General features: G+C 50.7%; 22 protein-coding genes. 14 read left to right on the top strand and 8 right to left on the bottom strand.

The genetic code is table 11. From position 1 onward, the window contains the following. Positions 1-13: 13 nt before the first annotated feature. Complete coding sequence (locus EHT87_RS05345) at positions 14-529, top strand: hypothetical protein (RefSeq protein ID WP_124904581.1); 516 nt, start codon at positions 14-16, stop codon at positions 527-529. After that, positions 493-1,863 (top strand): hydantoinase/oxoprolinase family protein, encoded by a 1,371-nt coding sequence (locus EHT87_RS05350; protein WP_124904583.1) that lies wholly within the window; start codon positions 493-495, stop codon positions 1,861-1,863. Before EHT87_RS05345 ends, EHT87_RS05350 begins: the two co-directional genes overlap by 37 nt. 76 nt (positions 1,864-1,939) lie before the next feature. On the opposite strand, the gene EHT87_RS05355 is transcribed toward EHT87_RS05350, so the two are convergent. The 3 genes from EHT87_RS05355 to EHT87_RS05365 all read right to left on the bottom strand — a co-directional run bounded on the left by EHT87_RS05355 (position 1,940) and on the right by EHT87_RS05365 (position 4,643). Further along, positions 1,940-2,908 carry a transglutaminase domain-containing protein gene (locus tag EHT87_RS05355; RefSeq protein ID WP_124904585.1) on the bottom strand — a complete coding sequence of 323 codons (969 nt, stop codon included), beginning with the start codon at positions 2,906-2,908 and terminating at the stop codon, positions 1,940-1,942. 81 nt (positions 2,909-2,989) lie between these two features. Then, positions 2,990-4,003 carry a bestrophin family protein gene (locus EHT87_RS05360; protein WP_124904587.1) on the bottom strand — a complete coding sequence of 338 codons (1,014 nt, stop codon included), beginning with the start codon at positions 4,001-4,003 and terminating at the stop codon, positions 2,990-2,992. A 100-nt stretch (positions 4,004-4,103) separates the two neighbouring features. Next, positions 4,104-4,643, bottom strand: a complete 540-nt coding sequence (locus EHT87_RS05365; protein WP_124904589.1) for a DUF6580 family putative transport protein — start codon at positions 4,641-4,643, stop codon at positions 4,104-4,106. Positions 4,644-4,780: 137 nt separating this feature from the next. Here EHT87_RS05365 and EHT87_RS05370 point away from each other — a divergent pair, with 137 nt between their 5' ends. Continuing rightward, a complete protein-coding gene (locus EHT87_RS05370) occupies positions 4,781-5,275 on the top strand; it encodes a DUF421 domain-containing protein (protein ID WP_124904591.1) in 495 nt (164 codons plus the stop codon). Positions 5,276-5,337: 62 nt separating this feature from the next. Here the strand turns inward: EHT87_RS05370 and EHT87_RS05375 are convergent, their stop codons facing one another. Next, entirely contained in the window at positions 5,338-5,895 is a 558-nt protein-coding gene (locus tag EHT87_RS05375) for an RNA polymerase sigma factor (protein WP_124904593.1), read from the bottom strand. Between the two features lie 421 nt (positions 5,896-6,316). On the opposite strand from EHT87_RS05375, the gene EHT87_RS05380 reads away from it, so the two are divergent. The 8 genes from EHT87_RS05380 (at position 6,317) to rplT (ending at position 13,136) form a co-directional block, all read left to right on the top strand. After that, on the top strand, positions 6,317-6,871 hold the full coding sequence (locus EHT87_RS05380; RefSeq protein WP_124904595.1) for a DinB family protein: 555 nt from the start codon (positions 6,317-6,319) through the stop codon (positions 6,869-6,871). A 59-nt stretch (positions 6,872-6,930) separates the two neighbouring features. Beyond that, positions 6,931-7,341 carry an EVE domain-containing protein gene (locus tag EHT87_RS05385; protein WP_124904597.1) on the top strand — a complete coding sequence of 137 codons (411 nt, stop codon included), beginning with the start codon at positions 6,931-6,933 and terminating at the stop codon, positions 7,339-7,341. Then, a complete protein-coding gene (locus tag EHT87_RS05390; protein ID WP_185716146.1) occupies positions 7,334-8,230 on the top strand; it encodes a class I SAM-dependent methyltransferase in 897 nt (298 codons plus the stop codon). The genes EHT87_RS05385 and EHT87_RS05390 overlap by 8 nt, the downstream gene beginning before the upstream one ends. 89 nt (positions 8,231-8,319) lie before the next feature. After that, positions 8,320-9,492, top strand: coding sequence for a tetratricopeptide repeat protein (locus EHT87_RS05395; RefSeq protein ID WP_124904599.1), 1,173 nt, complete (start codon positions 8,320-8,322; stop codon positions 9,490-9,492). Between the two features lie 72 nt (positions 9,493-9,564). Then, complete coding sequence (gene thrS, locus EHT87_RS05400) at positions 9,565-11,514, top strand: threonine--tRNA ligase (protein ID WP_124904601.1); 1,950 nt, start codon at positions 9,565-9,567, stop codon at positions 11,512-11,514. Positions 11,515-11,712: 198 nt separating this feature from the next. After that, positions 11,713-12,273 (top strand): translation initiation factor IF-3, encoded by a 561-nt coding sequence (gene infC, locus EHT87_RS05405; protein WP_124904603.1) that lies wholly within the window; start codon positions 11,713-11,715, stop codon positions 12,271-12,273. A gap of 133 nt (positions 12,274-12,406) precedes the next feature. Beyond that, entirely contained in the window at positions 12,407-12,604 is a 198-nt protein-coding gene (rpmI, locus tag EHT87_RS05410) for a 50S ribosomal protein L35 (RefSeq protein ID WP_124904605.1), read from the top strand. Between the two features lie 187 nt (positions 12,605-12,791). Then, positions 12,792-13,136 carry a 50S ribosomal protein L20 gene (gene rplT / locus EHT87_RS05415; RefSeq protein WP_114409337.1) on the top strand — a complete coding sequence of 115 codons (345 nt, stop codon included), beginning with the start codon at positions 12,792-12,794 and terminating at the stop codon, positions 13,134-13,136. A gap of 37 nt (positions 13,137-13,173) precedes the next feature. Here rplT and EHT87_RS05420 read toward each other — a convergent pair whose 3' ends face one another. Beyond that, a complete protein-coding gene (locus tag EHT87_RS05420) occupies positions 13,174-13,590 on the bottom strand; it encodes a nuclease A inhibitor family protein (protein ID WP_124904607.1) in 417 nt (138 codons plus the stop codon). 145 nt (positions 13,591-13,735) lie between these two features. On the opposite strand from EHT87_RS05420, the gene EHT87_RS05425 reads away from it, so the two are divergent. Beyond that, complete coding sequence (locus tag EHT87_RS05425) at positions 13,736-14,305, top strand: DUF937 domain-containing protein (RefSeq protein WP_124904609.1); 570 nt, start codon at positions 13,736-13,738, stop codon at positions 14,303-14,305. Positions 14,306-14,571: 266 nt separating this feature from the next. After that, on the top strand, positions 14,572-16,503 hold the full coding sequence (dnaK, locus tag EHT87_RS05430) for a molecular chaperone DnaK (RefSeq protein WP_124904611.1): 1,932 nt from the start codon (positions 14,572-14,574) through the stop codon (positions 16,501-16,503). Between the two features lie 81 nt (positions 16,504-16,584). Here dnaK and EHT87_RS05435 read toward each other — a convergent pair whose 3' ends face one another. Beyond that, entirely contained in the window at positions 16,585-17,262 is a 678-nt protein-coding gene (locus tag EHT87_RS05435) for a class I SAM-dependent methyltransferase (protein ID WP_185716147.1), read from the bottom strand. A 207-nt stretch (positions 17,263-17,469) separates the two neighbouring features. Here EHT87_RS05435 and EHT87_RS05440 point away from each other — a divergent pair, with 207 nt between their 5' ends. Beyond that, the gene (locus EHT87_RS05440) at positions 17,470-18,249 is read left to right on the top strand and encodes a hypothetical protein (RefSeq protein ID WP_124904615.1); all 780 of its coding nucleotides are present in this window, start codon (positions 17,470-17,472) and stop codon (positions 18,247-18,249) included. A 1-nt stretch (position 18,250) separates the two neighbouring features. Here EHT87_RS05440 and EHT87_RS05445 read toward each other — a convergent pair whose 3' ends face one another. Together EHT87_RS05445 and EHT87_RS05450 are read right to left on the bottom strand one after the other, a co-directional pair. Continuing rightward, a complete protein-coding gene (locus EHT87_RS05445; protein ID WP_124904617.1) occupies positions 18,251-20,704 on the bottom strand; it encodes a hypothetical protein in 2,454 nt (817 codons plus the stop codon). Then, positions 20,667-21,719: a hypothetical protein gene (locus tag EHT87_RS05450; protein WP_124904619.1), complete on the bottom strand. Its 1,053-nt coding sequence runs from the start codon at positions 21,717-21,719 to the stop codon at positions 20,667-20,669. Before EHT87_RS05450 ends, EHT87_RS05445 begins: the two co-directional genes overlap by 38 nt. Between the last annotated feature and the right edge of the window lie 7 nt (positions 21,720-21,726).

Consider the following 21,726-nt stretch of genomic DNA (forward strand, 5'->3'; position numbering starts at 1 on the left):
AAACTTTAAAAACATGAAAATACCGTTTTTGACACTGGTGTTCGGATTGGGGTTTGCGGCCTCCGTCGTTGCCCAGCAGACCACCTCCGCACCCGCTACGGAAGAAACCAAACGACGGCTGCGTCGGACGGAAACCCGCACAACGACCACCAAACTCTATCCGGAGCGGGATTCTATTCTGGTGCTTCTCAAAAACCGGATGGCGGTTTTGAATTCCGATGCGGGCGCATCGGGCAACTTGTCGTCGTGGTTTACCGAGGATGCGAAGATTACCGGCGCGGATGGCAGTGCAAAAACCCCGGCCGATTACCAATCGTCCCGGGGGAAAACAACGTACCGGAATTACCGGGTTCGTAAACTGGAAATCAACGAAGATACCGCCCAATCCATTGAAGAATATACCGAATTGCCTTCCGATGCATCCGGCTCAACGGGGGCGGTTCTCAAAGCGGTCAGTGCTACCAGCAAACTGCGAAAAGAAGCCGGTGGGCGATGGCGGATTACCGAAATGCGTATTACTTCGAAGTAAAACAGCTTCTCAATTTCCAGCGGACAATTATGGGTCGTTACCGTTTTAGCATTGATTTAGGGGAAACCTTCACGGATTTCGTAATAATGGACGATGCCGGAAAGCTTTCTATCAAGAAAATACCAACCACCATTCACGACTCAACCCAGAGCCTGGTGGAAGAAATCGGGTATTTCGTGACGGAATGTAAGATTGAACCGTCGGAGGTGGAAGCGCTGGTTGTGGGTATGAGTGTTCAAATGCCGCCCGCGATGGCGATCACCTGTGCCCGTGATCTGGAAAATAAGCTGCTGGCTGACAGTTGGTCTACTCCGCTTCGGCTGGTGACCAACCACGGACAACTTCTCCCGATCGACGAAGCCGCAGAGAATCCCGAATCCATCATGTATCCGCGAATTGGCGGGTTGATGACCGGGCGGTATTTTGGTAACCAAATCGGGCAGAAAAACCTGGTTGTCCTGCGAATTGGCGGTTCTTCGGCGTTTGTGTCCCTGCAAACGGAACTGTCATCGACGTCGATGCATTCGCTGGATGCATCCCTTGAAAATCAGGTTCGTAGCTTTTCGGTAGGTGGGAACAGCTATATTGGACTCAATGAAAATAATGAGCCGGTTTTACTCGCCGAACACGCTACCCCGGGTCCGGGTCCAGCCTGTTTTGACCGGGGAGGAATTTATCCCACGCTGACAGATGCTGATCTGGTTTTGGGGTATCTGAACAAAGATTATTTTCTCTATGGCGCCATTCCCCTAAAAGTCGATCTGGCCAAGAAGGCGATTCTGGAGCACCTGGCTACTCCGTTAAAAATTTCAGTTGAAGAAGCCGCGATGCGGGTGTCGAATGGGGTGGAAGCGACCATTGCGGCTCAGATTCGGGAGCTGACGGGTGCTCATACGGCCGAACTCGAGTCGTATAGTCTGCTGGCATTTGGCGGAGCCGGCCCGGTTCATGCCTGTGAAATTGCCCGGCAATTGGGCATAAGCCAGGTGGTTGTTCCGGTGGGTGCCGGGGTTTCTTCGGCCCTGGGGTATTTGCTGGTCCTGGCAGAAAATAATCCGGAGTGGGAAATACCGGCGGCCATGCAACGAGCCGGGTATTATAATCCGACCAATCGAACAGGCGATTTTCACGCCCTAAAAGGTTACCGGTCCGTTTATTACGAAAAAGATCTGACGCCCTGCGGCTGTCCGATTTATGACCGCGCCGGTATTCGTGCCGAAGATACCTTATCGGGACCGGCCATTATCGAAGGCCCCGAAACAACCGTGGTCATGCACGAAAAAAGCTACGCCCGAATGGATTCGTTTCGGAATCTGCGAATATTGTTGCGGTAAGCGCGCCGGAATTTAGTTCATGAAACCTCATTATTCTGGAGTCTGGCCCAACCAGGCCGTATTTCACGGACTAAAGTCACGAATTATAGACTGAGAAGGACGCGATGCAATCGTATTTTTTTACCCGCGAATTGGTACGGGAGCGGGCAAAAATATGCAGTGTAGACCAGCCACGCATGGGAACATTGAACTGCAACTGGTGTTGGTTGCCGTACCGGGTCACTTTTACCAGAACTTCCGATCCTTTCGATTGTCCAAAGCGGCTGACCGTGCACAGGTATTCGAGTGATTGCTCATTTTGGAGCGTGAGTTCGGCTATTCCCTGAGCACGAATCTGCCCGTCGCGCGGGAAATCCGGCCCAAATCCCAATTGAAAATACGGATCGTACAGTTTTGGAAACCGGTCGAATTCGCTTTTGCTGAGCGGCTGATCGAGAAACTGCCAGCGGGAATCGGTTGGAAAGTGCTGTGAGATAAATACTTCGGGTGGTGTCAAAAAATAGAAATCGTTGCTGCCTTCCGACCCCGTCGTAACGGCCCAGGCCAGATCCAGCAAAAACCATTCATCTTCAATATTGACGGCGTTCCATTCGTGATCGACCACCTGAACGGGTCGTCCCGCTTCTTTGTCCTCAGTTCGAGCATAACCCCGAATGTTGACTGCCTGTACCCCGGCCCGTTTTAGCAGGTATTTGAATAAGAGCGCATAACCGGTACACAATCCTTTACGCTGCCGTAAAACCCGGTTGGCATATTCAAATTCTGAATAATACTTCTGCGAACTCCGGTTATTAACGGCTTCCATATCATACCGGATATGGGACACCATCCAGGCATAAATCACCCGAACTTTGTCCATATCCGTACGGGCGGGAGCCGTCAGATAGTCCGACAAACTGGTAATGCTGCGGGCATAGGAATCCGGGGCATTACGCGCGTAGGAGTCGATCCGGCTGTAATTATCGGTCGGCGATAAAACAGCAGCAGGCTTCAATCCAACGCAAAAAATCAGTACAAGTACGATGGGCAGGAATCGGCGACACATATTCTTTCAACACTTCGTCGATAAAACTGAAATGCGCGCCTATTTATTGTTTTCTCCCTGATTATTCCTCCCGCTGCCCGTCTAGAGCAGAATATTATCCACCGCCTGCAGGCGTTCGGGCAGCGTGGTTTCACCCAGCATTTCGCGTAAATCGATCTCCACATTCCGGCAGATGGCCGTCATCGGAACGTCATTGATGCTGTTTTCAAACGGATTTTCGCTCGTGTCGCCAATAATTTCCATCGTATTGAACACCCACGAAATGAGGGTGTAAAACGGAATGGTCAGCCAGATGTACCAGTCGCCCAGTTTGGCCATTTCACCCAGCAAGCCGAAAGGCAGAATCAGGATGAAAAGCCAGATGAACACAAAACTGAAAAAGGCGTATTGCCGGGGAAATGGAAATGATTTGATGCGTTCGCAGGCGCCCTGCTGGCTATAGCATTCAACCAGCAGACGTTCCAGTTCGGCGTGATAATACTCCGAAATCAGGCCTTGTGCTCTTAATTCCCGCAGCTCGGCCGATTGATTCCGGATGAGATGGGTGGCCGGATTCTTCCGTTCAAGGAGAAAGCCAACCTCTTCCGGGGATAGAAACGGACTCAGATCTTCATTCAGCTGATGTTGCCGAAAGGCCTCGATTCGCTCAACCAGCGTGTGTTCGGCCCCCACGCACTCCTGCCAGACCGTACGTTGGCGAAGCTGGAGTCGCAGCGCATTCAAAAACGCCAGCTGTCGGTAAATGAGCCGTTGCCGAATGGCTTTCAACTCCGGATCGGTCGCGGGGTGGGTTGCGTTCAGATTGGTGACGTAATCCAGCACCAAAATAGACCACGACCGGCTGACGTTAACCAGACTGCCCCAAATCCGGCGGCCTTCCCACAATCGTTCGTAGGAGGAATTGTTTTTGAACCCTACATAAAACGCAACGGCCGTTCCGATCAGGCCGATGGGCAGAAACGGGATGGCCAGACAATGCCATCCCGCGACGGTGTAGAGGGAGCAAATCAGGGTGGAATACGCCAGAAAGAGGAGAACCGTGCGCCAGGCGAACGGGAGAATAATGCGCAGTGGAATTCGTTTGGCGGTAAACATAGTGGATGGGATGGTTGATAAGGCCAGTTTTAACCCATAAAAAAGACCTGCAAGTTTTGAGAGCTTACAGGTCTTTCCGGCGTGTATGATTAGGATGGCTTTAACGGGCCATTTTTAATACCGGGAATTGTCGCTGTAAAAGGTAATAAGCCCCAAACAAAACCGTACTGAAGGTCAGATCACCCAAAACCGCGTTCAGGAAAAACGACTGCCCGTTATAAAATGCCAAACCTGCCGCGTAAGAAGCCAAAAGACCCTGCGGAGTTTGCGGGTAGAAAATACTGCCATACCAGACGGCAAAGTTGGTAACCAGAAAAAACAAGGTCGATGATAGCAACGACGCTGCCGCGACCCGCCCAACGGTAATTTTCCGTAGCATCACGAGACCCAGCGCCCAGATGAGCGTAAATGAGCCGTAGACGGCCCCCATACCGCTGTGGAAACCAATAAAAAGATCACTGAGTAACATGGCCGTCAGCGGAATGAGAAGACCCAGCCATTTGCGATCAAAAGTTGCCGCCCCAAAAAGTGCCAGTCCGGCAATGGGCGTAAAGTTATAGGGGTGAGGTAGCAGACGACTCAAAGCCGTTACTAAAATGATGGCTGCCAGCGACACCGTACGTATGTGAATAAGCTTCATGGCGTGAAGTTACATCGAAAATTAAAAACAGTCAAAACCTGAGGCAATTTGAGTAGATGAACACCCTTTTTTGCTGCTATCTTTCGATTCCTTCCGAAGCGCATCCGGTAGCAGGATTCAAACGAAACAGAGACAGCATGGAAAAAATTTTTAACGTTAACTGGGAGTCGGTCTTCATCCCCACGACTTCCGTTTTAGAAATGATTATTCGGGGAACCCTCACGTACTGGTTCATTTACATCTATTTACGGTTTTTCAGACGCGGCACCGGGCAGCTGAATCTTAGTGACTTATTACTCATTACGATGATTTCGGATGCCGCACAGAACGCCATGGCCGGGCCGTACGAATCCGTTACGGAAGGTTTAATACTGGTTGGTACCCTGGTTTTCTGGGATTATGCCATCGATTGGTTGGGCTATCATTCCGTATTTCTAAAACGAATTGTGGAATCTGACCCGGTTTTGCTCGTCAAAAATGGGCAACTGATGCGTCAAAATATGAAACGGGAGATGATTTCGGAAGAAGAACTGGTCAGTATTCTTCGGGAAAAGGGCGTGGATGACTACCAAAATGTAAAGACCTGTTACCTGGAAGGAAGCGGAAATATCAGCGTAATCGAAAAAAAATAAACGCCCTGCGCTCCTTGAAAAACCGGTACGTTTCTCAAGGAATGCAGGGCGTTTAGGCGGTATTAATTCAGCTGGTAAAAAATGAGTATATCCTTTACTTTATCCCGTACGCGTTTTAACCGCATTTTCACTGCACTGTCTTTGACCTGTAAAAGTATTGCCATTTCGCGGATGTTCATGTTGTCTTCATACTTCATTCTCAAATACATCGACTCACTGGGAGCGATTTTTTCCAGAATCAGATCTACCAGCTGGTAGCGTTCCTCCATTCCGGCATTGTCGTTGGTTTCGACCAGCGTCTTGGCAATCTCGTTATCCAACTCGACCCACTCATTCCGCCGGCGACCCATTTTCATCCGATCCATGCAGTAATTGGTCGAAACCGTATACAGCCAGGTTGAAAAAGTGGACTTTTCCTTAAAATTGTGTAAGCCTGACAAAACCCGCATAAAGATGTCCTGCGTGAAATCCTCCGCATCGACGGGGTCTTTGGTGATGGTCAAACATCGGCGGTATACCTTGTTTGAATAACGTTTGTAGAGTTGACCAAAATAGTCGCTCTGCTGGGTAGCAAGGTAAAACCGTACCAGCTCCTCGTCGGTGTGACGATTGGTGTTCATAAGTTGATAGCTACAGAGAATTGTGAACTATTTATTGAACACAAAGAGGAGGCTGACCCTTTGAGTAATAAAATATGAGCAATCGCTCAATGATTCAAAACTATTGATTGTCTATACAAATGTCAATAGCCGGTGACACATTTATTTGATTTTCATTCTTACTTTATATTTAATGCTCTATAGACTTTGGATGAATACAATCGAGTATATATTCTTGTTTCAGGAAGTTGGCTCAGATTATGGTCTGCAATCGCAAGTGCAGCATTTACCTGATATTCTTCAATAATTTATATCTTTAATTTAAAAGGTATTTAACGATAGATTACAGAAGCAACGCAATGAAAAAATAACAAACCCTTTTACCTTTGCCGAAAGAATCGAAAGAGGGTATCGACCTCAGTTCAATTACAACGCTATTCCAATGGTACAGAACGACGAATTAATACGGATCATCGATTTACTCAATACGACGTATGAAGGGGAAGAAGCCTGGCACGGACCTTCGCTGGTCGAAGTGCTGAGCGGAGTTTCGCCCGAAATGGCGGGCCACCGGCTAACCCCCAATACGCATTCCATCGCAGAACTGGTCTTTCACATGACCAGCTGGCGTATTTTCTGCGTTAAAAAAATGCAGGGAGATAAAGATTTCGATATCAAGACCCCGGAGAAAAATTTCGGATCTTTTCAGGTCATCGACGATTTTGAATGGGAAGCCCTGCAAATGGAACTTAGTCTGAGTCAGGAAGAACTGGTCAATGAACTCGATAAACGGGACGATGATGAATTTCTGGAAGATATCGTGCCCGGTAGAGACTATACGTACTATGATATGCTGCACGGTGTTATCAACCATGACACCTACCACTCCGGGCAAATCTCGATCATTAAAAAAGGACTGAAGTTTAAAGGACTGGACGAAGACCACGCCCACGATGAGTTCGGATCAAAATATGGCGATGAATTCGACGATTATTGACCCGTCGACTGACCTTTTCGCCGTATTTAACCATCCATTCATTATAACCCACCAAACCATTGAACTATTGGCTCGTCAAGTCCGAACCGGACGCTTATTCGTGGGACGATTTTGTTAAGCAGGGCAAAGCTGTGTGGGACGGCGTGCGCAATTACCAGGCCCGTAACAACCTCGCGGCCATGCGCCTGAACGACCAGGTGTTGTTTTACCACAGTGTGGCAGGCAAGCAGGTGGTCGGGCTGGCCAGGGTGAGCCGGGAATCGTATCCCGATCCCACCATACCGGAAGATCCACGGTGGGTGGTGGTGGAACTGGAACCTGTTGCCGCTCTTCCCAAACCGGTTACGCTGCAGCAGATCAAAACGGAACCGTTGTTGCAGAATATTCCTCTGATCCGGCACTCCCGCCTGTCGGTTGTTCCGATCAGTACCAATGAATTTGAGTGTATTTTAGCCCTGGGTCATGCGTAGCACGAATCTGGAACTGTTGACCCCCGAAAACTGGCCTTCGTACGAATTGATCGACACGGGCGGTTTTGAAAAACTCGAACGCTTCGGAGCCATCATTCTCAGTCGTCCGGAACCGCAGGCCATCTGGCCCAAATCACTGACCGACGAAGAATGGCAGCAACGCGCCAATGCCATATTCAAACGGGATAAGGGATCTCAGGAAAAGGGAGAGTGGGTTTTGCGTTCAAAAATGGACGGCAAGTGGTTTATCCCGTATCAGCAGCAAGGGCTGGATTTGACCTTTAAACTGTCGTTATCCTCTTTTAAACACGTCGGAATTTTTCCGGAGCAGGCCGTCAACTGGCCCTATATTCATCAGAAGGTATCGGCCTTGCCGGTTGAAAAACCGCGCATTTTAAACGTATTCGCGTATACCGGGGCCGCATCACTGGCGGCCCGGCAGGCCGGAGCGGAGGTAACCCATGTCGATGCCGTTCGGCAGGTGATTACCTGGTCGCGCGAAAATATGGAAGCCAGCGGACTCGACAACATTCGCTGGGTAGTGGAAGATGCCCTGAAGTTTGTCCGGCGCGAAGCCCGGCGTGGAAATACCTACCACGGTCTGATTCTGGACCCGCCCGCCTATGGTCGGGGACCGGAAGGCGAGAAGTGGCTTCTGGAAGAAAACCTCAACGAACTGTTGCAGGTCTGTTCGGAATTACTGGACAAGCAGAACTTCTTTTTGATCATCAACTTATATTCCCTGGGGTTTTCGGCCCTGATTCTGGAAAATCTGATGCGGGCCCATTTTGTAAACCGCCCCAACACCGAATTTGGCGAGCTATACCTTGCCGACGGTTTTGCCAAGCGGCTGCCTCTGGGCGTATTTTATCGGTTTTCTTCCATCTAAAGCTCTATATTTGCGCTGGAAACAGCACGATTGTCTGCAATCCAGTTGCTGCGTAAGCAGCAACAAATGACGATTTTTGCAAAACTGGGATGGGCAAATGGTGTGGCCTTTGGGGGCTGATTGGGTTGTGTTTGCTGATGGGTTGCTCCGATGATGACCATCGGCAGTCCCGGATTCCCGCTGTGCCGCAAAACTCGGCCGATACGCGGAATCAGGCCGCTCTGGAAGCCTTGACGCGGGCCATCAACCAGAGTGGTCCGGCATCGGCATATGCCAAACGGGCTGCGGTTTATATGGATCTCGGCAAAACCGACGAAGCCCTGGCCGACATCAACGAAGCGCTTGAAAAAGAAAATAATGAAGGCCGGTATCATTTTGTCAAAGCCCAAATCCTGCGGAAACGCAAAGCCTACGACGAGGGGTTGGAAAGTGCGTTACGCGCCGAAGGCCTGGGAGTGAATACCCCGGAATTATACATCGTGGTTGGGGATTTGCTGCAGCAGGAAAAGCAGTTGGATCGGGCCCGGTTTTATCTGGTGAAAGCTCTGCAAATGGCACCGTATGAAGGTGAAGCCTTTTATCTGAACGGGCTGGTGGCCGCCCAGTCGGGCGACACAACCCGGGCCATCGCTTATTACAAAAGGGCACTGACGTTGAAACCCCGGTTTCTGGAGCCGTATGTGCAGTTATCGATCATTCATTCGGTTCGGGGAGACTATGCAACGGCCATTGCCTACAACAAGCGGGGGACCGGTTATTTTCCGAATGACCCCGGTTTACTCTACGCCCTGGGCCATATTTACCAGCAGACTGCCGCGCCCGACAGTGCGTATTTCTTTTACCAGAAAGTATTGCAACTGGAACCGACGATGGTGCAGGCCCAGTTTCAGTCTGGCCTGGTGATGATGAAACTGCGCAATATGGCTCAGGCGCTGCACCACTTTGATCAGGTTGTAAAACAGGCCCCGGAATTTCCGCGTATCCATTATTACATGGGCCAGTGTTACGAACAATTCCGGGAGTGGGAACAAGCTACCCGGCAGTATGCGTTAGCTATGCAGGCGAATGCCGCCGACCAGCAAGCCTATTATGGGTACTGGCGGGTACAAAAACGAAAGATGTATGGCGATGTTGCCGATATTCCGTACGACGACCGGCCGGTTCAGCCAACCCGCCCCGGTCAGATTCTCGACACCACGCGGGTGCGCGTCATGATGATTCAGCCCCGATCCCGATTTAACCGGGATTCAACAAGAAATTAAGCAAACGCTTTCGCTTTCCCTCTTCTTTTTGGATAATTGCCGATTGAATACCAATGATAAACTTTATAACCAATGAGTGACCAAATTCGCATTACACTGCCCGACGGCAGTGTCCGGGAGTATCCCAACGGAGTAACCAGTCTGGAGATTGCCATGAGCATCAGCGAAGGGCTGGCGCGCAATGTATTGGCGGCCAAGGTAAATGGCACCGTACAGGATGCAACGCGCCCCATAACAACGGATGCAACGGTTACCTTGTTGACGTGGAACGATACGGAAGGAAAAGCGACATTTTGGCATTCATCCGCTCACTTGCTGGCCGAAGCACTGGAAGAACTGTATCCGGGCATTAAATTCGGAATCGGACCGCCGATCGAAAAAGGGTTCTATTATGATGTCGATCTGAACGGACAGCATTTCTCGCAGGACGATTTCAAGAAGGTGGAAGATAAAATGCTCGAGCTGGCACGGCAGAAACAGGAGTTTGTTCGCCAGCCCATCAGCAAAGCCGAAGCCGTCGCTTACTTCGAGAAGAAGGGCGATCCGTATAAACTCGACCTGCTGGAACGACTCGACGACGGAACCATCACCTTTTATACCCAGGGCAACTTTACGGACTTATGCCGCGGACCGCACATTCCGCATACCGGTTTTATCAAAGCCGTCAAGCTCATGAATGTGGCCGGGGCGTATTGGCGGGGCGATGAAAAGAACAAGATGCTGACCCGCGTCTATGCCGTCACGTTTCCGAAACAGAAAGAACTGGACGACTACCTATACCTGCTGGAAGAAGCCAAAAAGCGCGATCACCGGAAGTTGGGCAAGGAGCTGGAACTGTTTGCTTTCTCGGAAAAAGTGGGTGCGGGTTTGCCCCTTTGGTTGCCCAAAGGAACCATGTTGCGCGAACGGCTGGAGAATTTTTTGCGAAAAGCGCAGGTTCGGGCGGGCTATCAGCAGGTGGTAACGCCCCACATCGGTTCGAAGCAACTGTATGTGACGTCGGGCCACTGGGAAAAATACGGGGAAGATTCGTTCAAGCCCATTCTGACGCCGGAGGCAGGGGAGGAGTTTCTTCTGAAACCCATGAACTGCCCGCACCACTGCGAAATCTATAAAACCAAGCCCCGTTCCTACCGGGATTTGCCCTTGCGATTAGCCGAGTTCGGAACCGTATACCGCTACGAACAAAGTGGCGAACTACACGGTTTGACCCGCGTTCGGGGCTTTACCCAGGACGATGCGCACATCTTCTGCCGGCCGGATCAGGTGAAAGAAGAGTTCATTAAAGTGATCGACCTGGTGTTGTATGTTTTTAAATCACTCGGTTTTGATGACTACAGCGCCCAGATTTCGTTGCGCGATCCCGAAAACAAGCAGAAATACATTGGTTCGGATGAACTGTGGGAAAAAGCGGAAGGCGCCATTATCGAAGCCTCTGCCGAACGGGGGCTACGAACCGTTACCGAATTAGGCGAAGCGGCATTCTATGGTCCCAAACTGGATTTCATGGTTCGGGATGCGCTCGGGCGGAAATGGCAGTTGGGAACGATTCAGGTCGATTACAACTTACCCAATCGTTTTGAACTGGAATATACCGGCTCAGACAATCAGAAATACCGTCCGGTTATGATCCACCGGGCGCCGTTCGGTTCGATGGAGCGGTTTATTGCGATCCTGATCGAGAACTCGGGCGGTAACTTTCCGCTCTGGCTCTCGCCCGATCAGATTGCGGTCTTGCCGATTTCGGAGAAATATGAGGACTATTCCAACGAAGTTTTTCTAACTTTGCAGGAAAGCGACATCCGGGGCTACGTCGATCACCGGGATGAGAAGATCGGTCGCAAGATCCGGGATTCGGAAATCAACAAGGTTCCTTTTATGCTTGTTTTGGGCGAGAAAGAACAGGCCGAAGGGCGCGTTTCCGTCCGCAAACGGGGCGAAGGCGATATTGGCTCGATGACGATTGCGGAGTTTGTCGACTATTTTCAGAACGAAATCAAGCCGGTGGCGAAAGCCGTTTGATGACAGGCGAGCGCCCTGAACAGCCAGTACGGAACGGAGAAACGGTTCATTCTGGCTTGTTCAGGGCGCAATGTCTTCATTTTCTTGCTCCGAATACACAAAATGCTTATTTTACCGGAAACTTTATAAATCGTATTGCGTTATAGGCACGTAATCACCCGCAACAGCGGACCCATTTTTCAACTCTAAATAGTATCTATGGCATTACAGCGCAGACCCATGCGCCCACCGCGTGTGGTCGAAGAACCTTACCGGATCAACGGCCGTATTCTAGCCCGTTCGGTTCGGGTAGTTGGTGAGAACGTCGAACAGGGCGTTTACGATATTCAACAGGCACTTGAACTGGCCAAATCGCAGGCCCTGGACCTCGTCGAAATTTCCCCAAATGCTGTGCCGCCCGTTTGCCGCATTGTTGACTACTCGAAGTTCAAATACGAACAGAAGAAGAAGCAGAAGGAAATCAAGGCGAAGGCTCAGAAAGTCGTTATCAAAGAAATCCGGTTTGGCCCAAATACCGACGACCACGATTTTGAATTTAAACTGAAACACGCCATCAACTTCCTGAAAGAAGGCTCGAAGGTGAAAGCCTATGTCCAGTTTGTAGGCCGTTCCATCGTCTTCAAAGAGCGTGGTGTTGAACTGCTCCAACGGTTTGCCAAAGGCCTGGAGGACATCGGCCGTGTCGAGGCTGAACCCAAACTGGAAGGCAAACGGATGAGTATGTTTCTGGCACCGAAGGTGGTTCAGGTGAAAAAATAATCCGTTTTAAGGTTTAACGTGAAGATTTTCAGTTGCTGTTTCACAGTGGCAGTCAATCCTGTACGTTAAACCTTAATTTTTTTAACTATCTTTGCGCCCTGTTTCACAATCAGCAACAATTCTGTTTACAGCAATGCCAAAAGTAAAAACCAATTCGGGCGCCAAGAAGCGTTTCAAGCTGACTGGTACCGGCAAAATCAAACGGAAGCATGCCTTCCACAGCCATATCCTGACTAAAAAGTCGACCAAACGCAAGCGGAACCTCGTTCACGACACGCTGGTTTTCAAAGGAGATGAGCGTCGGATCAAAGTAATGCTCAACCTGGCGTAACTACGCCTACTTTCGCGGATTCTCCGCGCGGTTTCATGTTCAACCCGATCTCAGGCCCCTTCAAGAATAGTTAAAAGTTAAAAGTTAATAATTAAAAGTAAAACGGGTATTTACCTGGTTTTAACTTTTCATTTTTCATTTTTAACTGGTTTCTGTCGCCTGTTGTCAAAAACAAACAAAATCAAAAATGCCACGTTCAGTGAACCACGTAGCCTCCAGGGCGCGTCGCAAGAAAGTAATGAAATTGGCCAAAGGGTACTTTGGTCGTCGTAAAAATGTTTGGACGGTAGCAAAAAACGCGGTTGAAAAAGGCCTTGTTTATGCATTCCGCGACCGTCGCCAGAAGAAACGCGATTTCCGCGCCCTCTGGATTCAGCGGATTAACGCCGGTGCGCGTTTGCACGGTGTTTCCTATTCTGCGCTGATGGGAAAGATTCACTCAGCCGGTATTGAGTTAAACAGAAAGGTACTGGCCGATCTGGCCATGAACCACCCCGAGGCATTCAAAGCCGTTGTTGAAACTGTGAAATAAATAACCGCAGGCAGCCCTCACCGGCTGCCTGCTTTTTTTAGGAAGACGTATCGACTACGAGCGTTTTCAGCCCCGCCCAGTGCCCGTCTGCTTTCCGGCCCAATAGGTACAGATCCATTTCCGTTTCGCCAATCCGGAACACCTGCCGGTTTTCCAATAGATTTTCGATGTGTTGCCGCAGCTCCCTAAAGCGTGCGGTTTGTTGCTTTTCTTCTTCCCCAAACCAGGCCTGGTCGGTGACTACGGGTTGCCAGAACTCGGTTTCCGGTATTTCTTCAACGTAAATTTCCGGCGTAATCAGTAACAAATCCCGGACTTGGTTGCTCGACAACGGCGGGTCGAAATCGATGGTATATTCCACGTAGTCAATGGGTTCGTCCGATTCGCTGGGGTAAACCAGCTCCGTCAGCAAATTGGCTAACGACGATTCCGGGGTAGATTCTTTGGGCGGCATGTGTTACAATCCGTAAATAATTGCGTCTTAATAAAAACTGATTCCTGATCGGGAAGTTATTTACAAAGAAACCGTAAATAACCACTTCTGGCTGAAGTTCAGGTATTTTATCCATTTCTATAAAGCGTATTAACCACTTACAATCATGATGGAGACCCTTATGAATTTGATTCGCCAGCAATCCGGCGATGCCGTTATTAACAATCCGGCTATTCCGAATCATCAAAATGAAGAAGCCATGCAGGCTATTTCGGGCGGTATTCTCGGCGGTTTGCAACAACAGGCGCAGGGCGGCAATCTGGCCGATCTGCTCGGCATGGTGACCGGCCAGGGCAATGTACACCAGAGTCCGGTGACGCAGGGTGTGCAGCAGAACGTTCAGCAGAGCCTCATCGAGCGGCTGGGTATTTCGCCCCAGGTAGCCATGTCGGTTGCGTCAGTGGTGGTGCCGATGGTGTTGAGCAAGTTGATGAACAAAGCCCAGGACCCGAACGATTCGAGTGTGGATGGAAACCAGATTCTGGGTGCGGCAACCGGTAATCAGGGCGTCGACTGGATGGGCGCGGCCAGTTCCGCAATGTCCGATGGCAAGCTGGATATGAATGATCTGATGCGCGTAGCGGGCGGTTTTATGGGTGGGGGCAATACCGCTCAGCAAAACCAGTCGAACGCTGGCGGGCTGGGTGGATTGCTCGGCGGTTTGTTCGGAAAATAATCGAAGGACGGATGGAAGAATCCGTCCTTTTGTTCTTTCAAAACACGACGAATGGAGGAGATCATGCCAAAAAGCACCTCTGTCGGTTCAGGGGTTTACATCGTGTCAGAAAGAAGACTAAAATAGAAACTAAAAAAGCCATTCAGTCAGCTTTAGCTGTCAATCTGTCACGTTTTAATGCATTTGCATGGGCTGGCATAGGTCTTGTTCAATAGGCAATTGTAGTTTGTCAAAAGACTAAAAAGCAAGACATTCGTCAAAGTATCATGGGAAAGATTATAGGAATTGACTTAGGAACAACCAACTCGTGCGTAGCTGTCATGGAAGGCAACGAGCCGGTGGTCATTGCAAACAGCGAAGGCCGTCGGACTACGCCATCGGTTGTGGCCTTTATGGACAACGGCAACGGCGAACGCAAGGTCGGTGATCCGGCCAAACGCCAGGCCATCACAAACCCCAAGAACACGATTTCATCGATCAAACGGTTCATGGGGAAGCGTTTCAATGATGTTCAAAATGAAATGAAAACCGTAGCTTATTCGGTTGAACGTGGCCCCAATGACACGCCACGGGTCCGGATTGGTGATCGTCAATATACTCCTCAGGAAATTTCAGCACTGATTCTGCAAAAAATGAAGCAGACCGCCGAAGATTATCTGGGACAAACCATTACGGAAGCGGTTATCACGGTGCCGGCTTATTTTAACGATGCTGAGCGCCAGGCTACCAAAGAAGCCGGTCAGATTGCCGGTTTGGACGTGAAACGGATTATCAACGAACCGACGGCGGCTGCTTTGGCCTACGGGTTGGATAAGAAGCACCACGACATGAAAATCGCCGTATTCGACCTGGGTGGCGGTACGTTCGACATTTCGATTCTGGAACTGGGTGATGGTGTGTTTGAAGTAAAATCGACCGACGGGGATACGCACCTGGGGGGTGATGACTTCGATCAGGTGATCATCGACTGGTTGGCGCAGGAGTTTAAAAATGATGAAAACATCGACTTGCGGCAAGATCCGATGGCGTTGCAACGGCTGAAAGAAGCCGCTGAAAAAGCCAAAGTTGAACTGTCAAGCTCCAGCTCGACGGAAATCAACCTGCCGTATATCATGCCGGTGAACGGGATTCCGAAACACTTGGTCCGCACGTTGAGCCGGGCGAAATTTGAGCAACTGGCCGATACGCTGATTCAACGGAGTCTGGAACCCTGCCGCCGGGCGTTGAAAAATTCCGGTTATTCGGCCAGCCAGATCGACGAGGTAATTCTGGTCGGTGGGTCAACCCGGATTCCGAAAGTGCAGGATGAAGTGGAAAAACTGTTCGGCCGCAAACCGTCGAAGAGTGTGAACCCCGACGAAGCGGTTGCTATTGGTGCGGCCATTCAGGGTGGTGTGTTGACCGGTGAGGTAAAAGATGTGCTCCTGTTGGATGTGATCCCGCTGTCGCTGGGTATCGAAACGATGGGTGGTGTGTTGACCCGCCTGATCGATGCCAACACGACTATTCCGACCAAGAAATCGGAGACCTTCTCAACCGCATCGGATAACCAGCCCAGCGTAGAAATCCATATTCTGCAGGGCGAACGGCCCATGGCCACCCAAAACCGGTCACTCGGTCGCTTCCACCTGGACGGTATTCCACCCGCTCCGCGCGGTATTCCGCAGATTGAAGTGACGTTCGATATTGACGCCAACGGTATTCTGCACGTAACCGCCCGCGACAAAGGCACGGGTAAAGAACAGAAAATCCGGATTGAAGCTTCCAGCGGTTTGAGCGACGAAGAAATCAACCGGATGCGCGAAGAAGCCAAAGCGAACGAAGCTTCCGATAAAGCCGAACGCGAGATTGTCGAAAAAGTCAACCAGGCTGACTCGCTGATTTTCCAGACGGAGAAGCAGTTGAAAGAATACGGCGATAAGTTGTCAGCAGGCAACAAAACCGCCATCGAAAGTGCCCTGAGCGAATTGCGTTCGGCCCACAGCAGCCGGGACGCAGCCGCGATCGACGCTGGCGTGGAAAAACTCAATGGCGCCTGGGCAGCCGCTTCACAGGAACTGTACAATGCAACGGGCGGTGCGCAGGGTCCGAACCCGGCCGATGGTTTCGCCGGTGACGGTGGACCGACCAACGGCCAAAATGGGCAGACGGCCAGCCAGGACAACGTTTCTGACGTTCCGTTTGAAGAAGTAAAATAAAGAAATCCTTAGTTGGTTAAAGCCGGTACGATCATCTCGTGCCGGCTTTTTTTGTGTTCTATCCGGGAGAAAGCAGACAACTTATTGATCAGGCCTTATGCGGTCATTTTCCGGACTGGCTACTTTTTGCCAGAAACCGCTGGCGACCATTCCTCCGTAAAAAGAGCGAATTTCGCCAAGCCGTAAGTTGGAGAGCGAATTGAGCAGGGGGAGCCAGTTGGGCAAATGATCCGCCTGAATGTGGCTGAGCGTACGAAAAAAGCGGTATTGGCTCCAGAGTAGTAGACGGTGCCACCAGCGAGTCGGTTCCACAAAATCACAGCAGAACCAGAAACCGTTCGTAACCAGACACGGAAGCAAGTGGGGTAGAAGGCTGTTTTTCAGTTGGTTATCCGTGAATAAATCCAGAATAAAAGGGGTAAACAGAATGTCAACCCGATCGTTGGCCAGGAGGGCGGTTTGAGTCCCAACCCGAAAATCGACGCGGCTATCGTTATTTACTTTTTTTCGGGACAACGAAATCATAACCGGTGACGCATCGATGTATATCACTTTCCGGGGTTTGCAATCGGTCAGAATGCGGGACAGCAGCCACCCGGTACCGCCACCAAATACCAGGATAGCAGCGCCCTCCGGAACCTGATGGAGCCAATGCGCTTGTGCATTTCGCAGTGAATTGCCGAAAACCAGCCGGGAAAGGGCATCGTAAAAGGGTGCAACTCCGTCAAATCCATCGTCGACCCGAGGGTGTGGTGCCATACGTCTCAACCTTTTTTGTGAAAAAATCATGGAGTGCAAAACACGATGCCGACATCGCGTCCTGTGGTTGGAAAGCAAAGGATCCTGCACGGTTACTCAACCTGGTTTTTGTGGAAAGGATTAGTCAGGCTGAAACCAGCGTATCAAAAGATGACTTTTTCAGCGGCTTTCCGTCTAAGGTGAACCATGCTGTAAACCTGTCGACTGATGAAACGAAAATTACGCTCCGGTTTTGGTCTATTTCTGTTTAGTCTACTTTTAGTACAGGCTTCGGCCCAGCCAAAGCCGAAAGACCGCAAAGACGATTCGCAACCCGCCAGTTTCGCCATCCGGACGGGGTTGACCCAACTGTTCGGTGATCTTAAAGACCCGGTATCGACGCCATTTGCTGGTGCCTCCTTGATGCTTCCGATTACCAAAACCGTAACGATCGAATTGCCGGTCGACTTTGGTACCCTGCAATCGCAACAGGACGATTTTTACCATTCCGGGGCTAAAACACGGTTTATCCAGGTTGCTGCCACGGCCTCGGCGAATGTGTTGGAATGGGTGAAGCAGGAGCACAAACTGGTTGAAATCAGACCGTATGCCGGCGCGGGTTTGCTATTTTTCAGGGCTGAAGCGTTCGATCTGACCACCGGCAAGTTGCAACGGGTGACTAACAACCAGGGCAGCCACCGCTCGCGCGATGGCATCGAAGCCCGGGGGAAAGCCGGCGTTAAAAGGACCCATGAACTGGTTTGGGTCCTGGGAATTCGGGGCGCAACAGCTCTATCGCGTCGGATAAGCGTTTTTGGAGACATTCGGTTCAATCTGGTGCGGACAGACAAACTAGATGCTACGCTGGATGACAACAACCAGGTGATGCAGGCGACCGGCCCGGCTTATACGGAAGGCAACCACTATGGAAAAAATACCAGCGATAAATGGGGCTTTGCGTCAGTGGGTTTGAATTTCTATTTTGGCGAACGGTTTAAGAAGAATTGATTTAGTGGCCGGCCAGAAAATCGGCATACGTCGCACACTCCCGAATCATCTCTTTCTGAAAACGCGTGTTCCTGTATTGCTTCGCAAATTTGGTCAGATACACGGAGTAGTGCTCACGGCGGAGGGTCCTCATTTCCCGATTAAACGGTTCAGGGTCAGCCGCATAATGACGCCGGGCATTTTCAAATTCCTGCCGGGTATAAAACGCATTTTGCTCACACCGGGCGGCCATAAAACACGCTTTGGCCGCCAGTTCCGGATTTTGGGCCGCAGCAATGGCTTTTTCGAAAAAATCCCGCGCCCGACTGGTGGTGTAATAATCCTGTTCAACAACCTGGGCCAAGCCCTGATCCTGTTGCGGATTTTGAACCAGATGATATGAATACTGATTGAGAACCGGTTCGCTGCCGCTCCAGCGCGCCCGAACCAGGACCCAGGAATTGCCAAACCAACTCAGGTTGAACGCTCCGCAGCCCAGTTGATAATACAGGTTGGCGGCTTCGTCGCCCGTTGCGGTTTTGGCCTGCGTTTCCAGCATTACCATCTTTTTGAGAAAAGAAGCCGGTGTATACGAGTTGGAGGTGGCGGGCCCATGTTGACTGCCCCGTAAATTGACGGCAAATGGATTTTCATTAAAGTATACCTTGAAGGCATCGATTTTCCAGGCCTTCGGGGTAACTTTCGCATAGGCGTCGGCGGCATCCGCATAGCGATTTTCGGCCAGCAGGCGCCTTCCCAGCAAAATGTAAAGGTCATCGTTGGTAAAACCGGTCAAGGTAAGAAGTCGTTTATCAAATTCGGTTCGACCGGGATTCGTCGCGTAGCTGACCACCCGCTGAATCGTTGCCGCCGATGTGGTATCTTCAATGTCGTATAAATCCGAATGGCTGTCGAAATAAATCTCATTCCGATTCAGTTGGGAAGACGTCAAGGCTGTCAATAAAAAAGCCTTGGCAATACCGGGTCCGTCCGATTGGGCCGGTTTTGACCGGAAACAACCCGCCAGCCAGCCGCCCGATTCTTTTTCGGCGGCTTTTCCGTAGCCGTATTTCCCTGCCAATTCCTTGCAGGTTTTCACGAAGGCATTGGTCATGTAGAAGTTATAGGAATTGCCGAACTGCTCAAGGTAGCCGATGAGCTGGTTTTCAACCTCCGGCGTAATAGTTTCGGTTTGAGCCGTCAGCAACAGCATTTGTTGCAGGAGAATCTGTTTCTTCAATACCGGATTCACCGGCGATTGCTGGCTGGCCAGTTCCAGATGCGTTTTAGCCTCGGCGTATGCTTTCCCCAGGTAATCCAGATAAGCGGTTGCAGTGTACCAGAAAGCCGGGTTGCCCATTTTTTTGTTCTCTGTGGATTCCAGAGCAAACGCTTTCAAGTGTTGGAAATAATCCGGGCTTTCGTTCTTTCGGTCCATAAACCGGACTGAATCGGCGCGGGATGTCTCATCGTAGCCGTAAATGGGTGCGCTGTCGTGAAAAAAGAAATATTCATTCCGGTTTATTTCCCGCGCCATTACCAGTTCGATCAGCGGGTTTTTCGGGTTCAGGCGCACCATTTCTTTCAGAAAAGGCAAGGCATCCTGCTTCGGCTGGATGGCACAAATGGCGTATACGGCAGCTTTTTCGTGATCGTTCGTGCAATATTCCAGGGCTTTTTCCCGAAAACGAATACCGTAGATTCTCAGGCTGCTTTCGGCTTCCCGTCGACGCGAAGGGCAACGGTCGAACACTTGCGCAAATTCATAAACCGCCCGGGCCGTGTCGCCCAGCGCCAGGGTCGCGCCCGCATGGCGGCAGAAAGCCCAATCACTGATGAACGTTTTTTTGGCCAGCGGGCGAACCAGGTCCCGGTAGGCAATCCGGCTTTGTTCGTATTTTTTGGACATGGCCGCCAGTTTTACCGCCTGGAATGCGTACCGTTCTTTCAGAAAGTGATCCGATGTTTTGGCGTAACCCGCCTGGGCTTCTGCGAACAAACCGGGTAATTCGATCCGTGAAGAATCCTGGCGGGCCGAATCGACTTCCCAGGCATTGACGGGGCGAGGAGCGGCTTTCTCGGCCCGCCACGCCAATTGCAGGTAAGCCAGGGCGGCCGGATTGGACGTTGTTGCCCAGCGCACCAGGCCATTCGATGCCTGATCATCAAGGCTATACAGGGCGGATGAAATCTCCGCTTCCGGCACATTACCCCGGGTGTAAGCTTTCCAGGCAAGCACATTTTCATCCGTTTCTACCGAATCTTCATCCGTATCGAAATTCTCGTCATACCGGTACAACTGGGGTGTAAAATGGTAGATCTGATCGCGGGCCGAAGCCTGGCTGCTTTCGGGCATGAAAAAACTCTTGAACTCGTTGATATCGTAGGTGCTGGGGCCACAGGCAAAGCCGATCAAAATGGCCAGAGACAACAGGGCACTACGGAGACGGCCGGAAAATAGACTGGAAAAACGCATTAGAATAGGGTGCGGTTACGCTGGAATCGAGATGATAGAGCGCAAATGTAAGCGTTTGATTTTGGATTTTTGCTAGCAAAAGCCGCTTCCCGGCTTCCAAATCAGCGGGCTGGCATGCCTCCGTTCGGAAGAGGTCGCCCCGCCGGATCGAGAAGCCGAGGGCGGTTGTATCCCGTTCGGCTACAAAGCGGTTTTCGGTCTCCAGTTTCAAAAATGAGAAAGCCGCCAGCGTTTTCTGATCGACGTTGTTGAGTAAGCTAAAAAAGCGATTATTCCGGTATACGACCGTCCAGCGAAACAACGGAAGCACGACGTCCAGTGGCAAAGGGTAACGTTCCAGGAAATCGATATACCGCCGGGCAACCTCCAGATCATAAATGGAATGGTGGGTTTGGGGGCGTTTCCAGTCGGCCATGTTATAAAACATCAGCATGCCCCGATCGACGGGTGGCAGGCCGGTCTGCTCCGGATATTTGATCTGGTGGAGCCGGATGGTGGCTGAAACCGGACCTTTGAAGCGGCTTTTCAGTTCCCGGAGTAAGGTAAAATACCGCTCCCGGCTTTGGGAGGTCCAGTCACAATCCAGTTGAATTTCCTGATGGGCAATGCCATTCTGCCGACTAAGCTGACTGATTTTTCGAACTAGATTTTCCGCCAACACCGGAATGGCCGGTGTTGGGCAACGAATCAAGGTCTGATTGGTTAGAAAGACAACCGGAATGACACTAAACCCGGTAGGCTTGCGGGCAAACCGGATGACGGCTTTGGGAACGGGTGAGCGGGTTGCCTGATCCCAATCCACGTCGAAATACCGGATATACAATTTTTGGATGTGAAGCTGATCGAGCAACCGAAGGTCGGAGGGAGCGGGTTGGTAGGTGGTTTGCCAGTAATAAAAAGCCGGAGTAAGTTGCTTTTGATCAGGTGATTGGCAAGAGAAGGTGAACGTGAATACGACAAGTAAAAATGCTGATAAATTGTGGATCCGATCCGATCTCCAACCTTTTTGCTTCATTTTGGGT

Origin of the sequence: Larkinella knui (assembly GCF_003858645.1) — a bacterium.
Classification (GTDB): Bacteria; Bacteroidota; Bacteroidia; order Cytophagales; family Spirosomataceae; genus Larkinella; species Larkinella knui.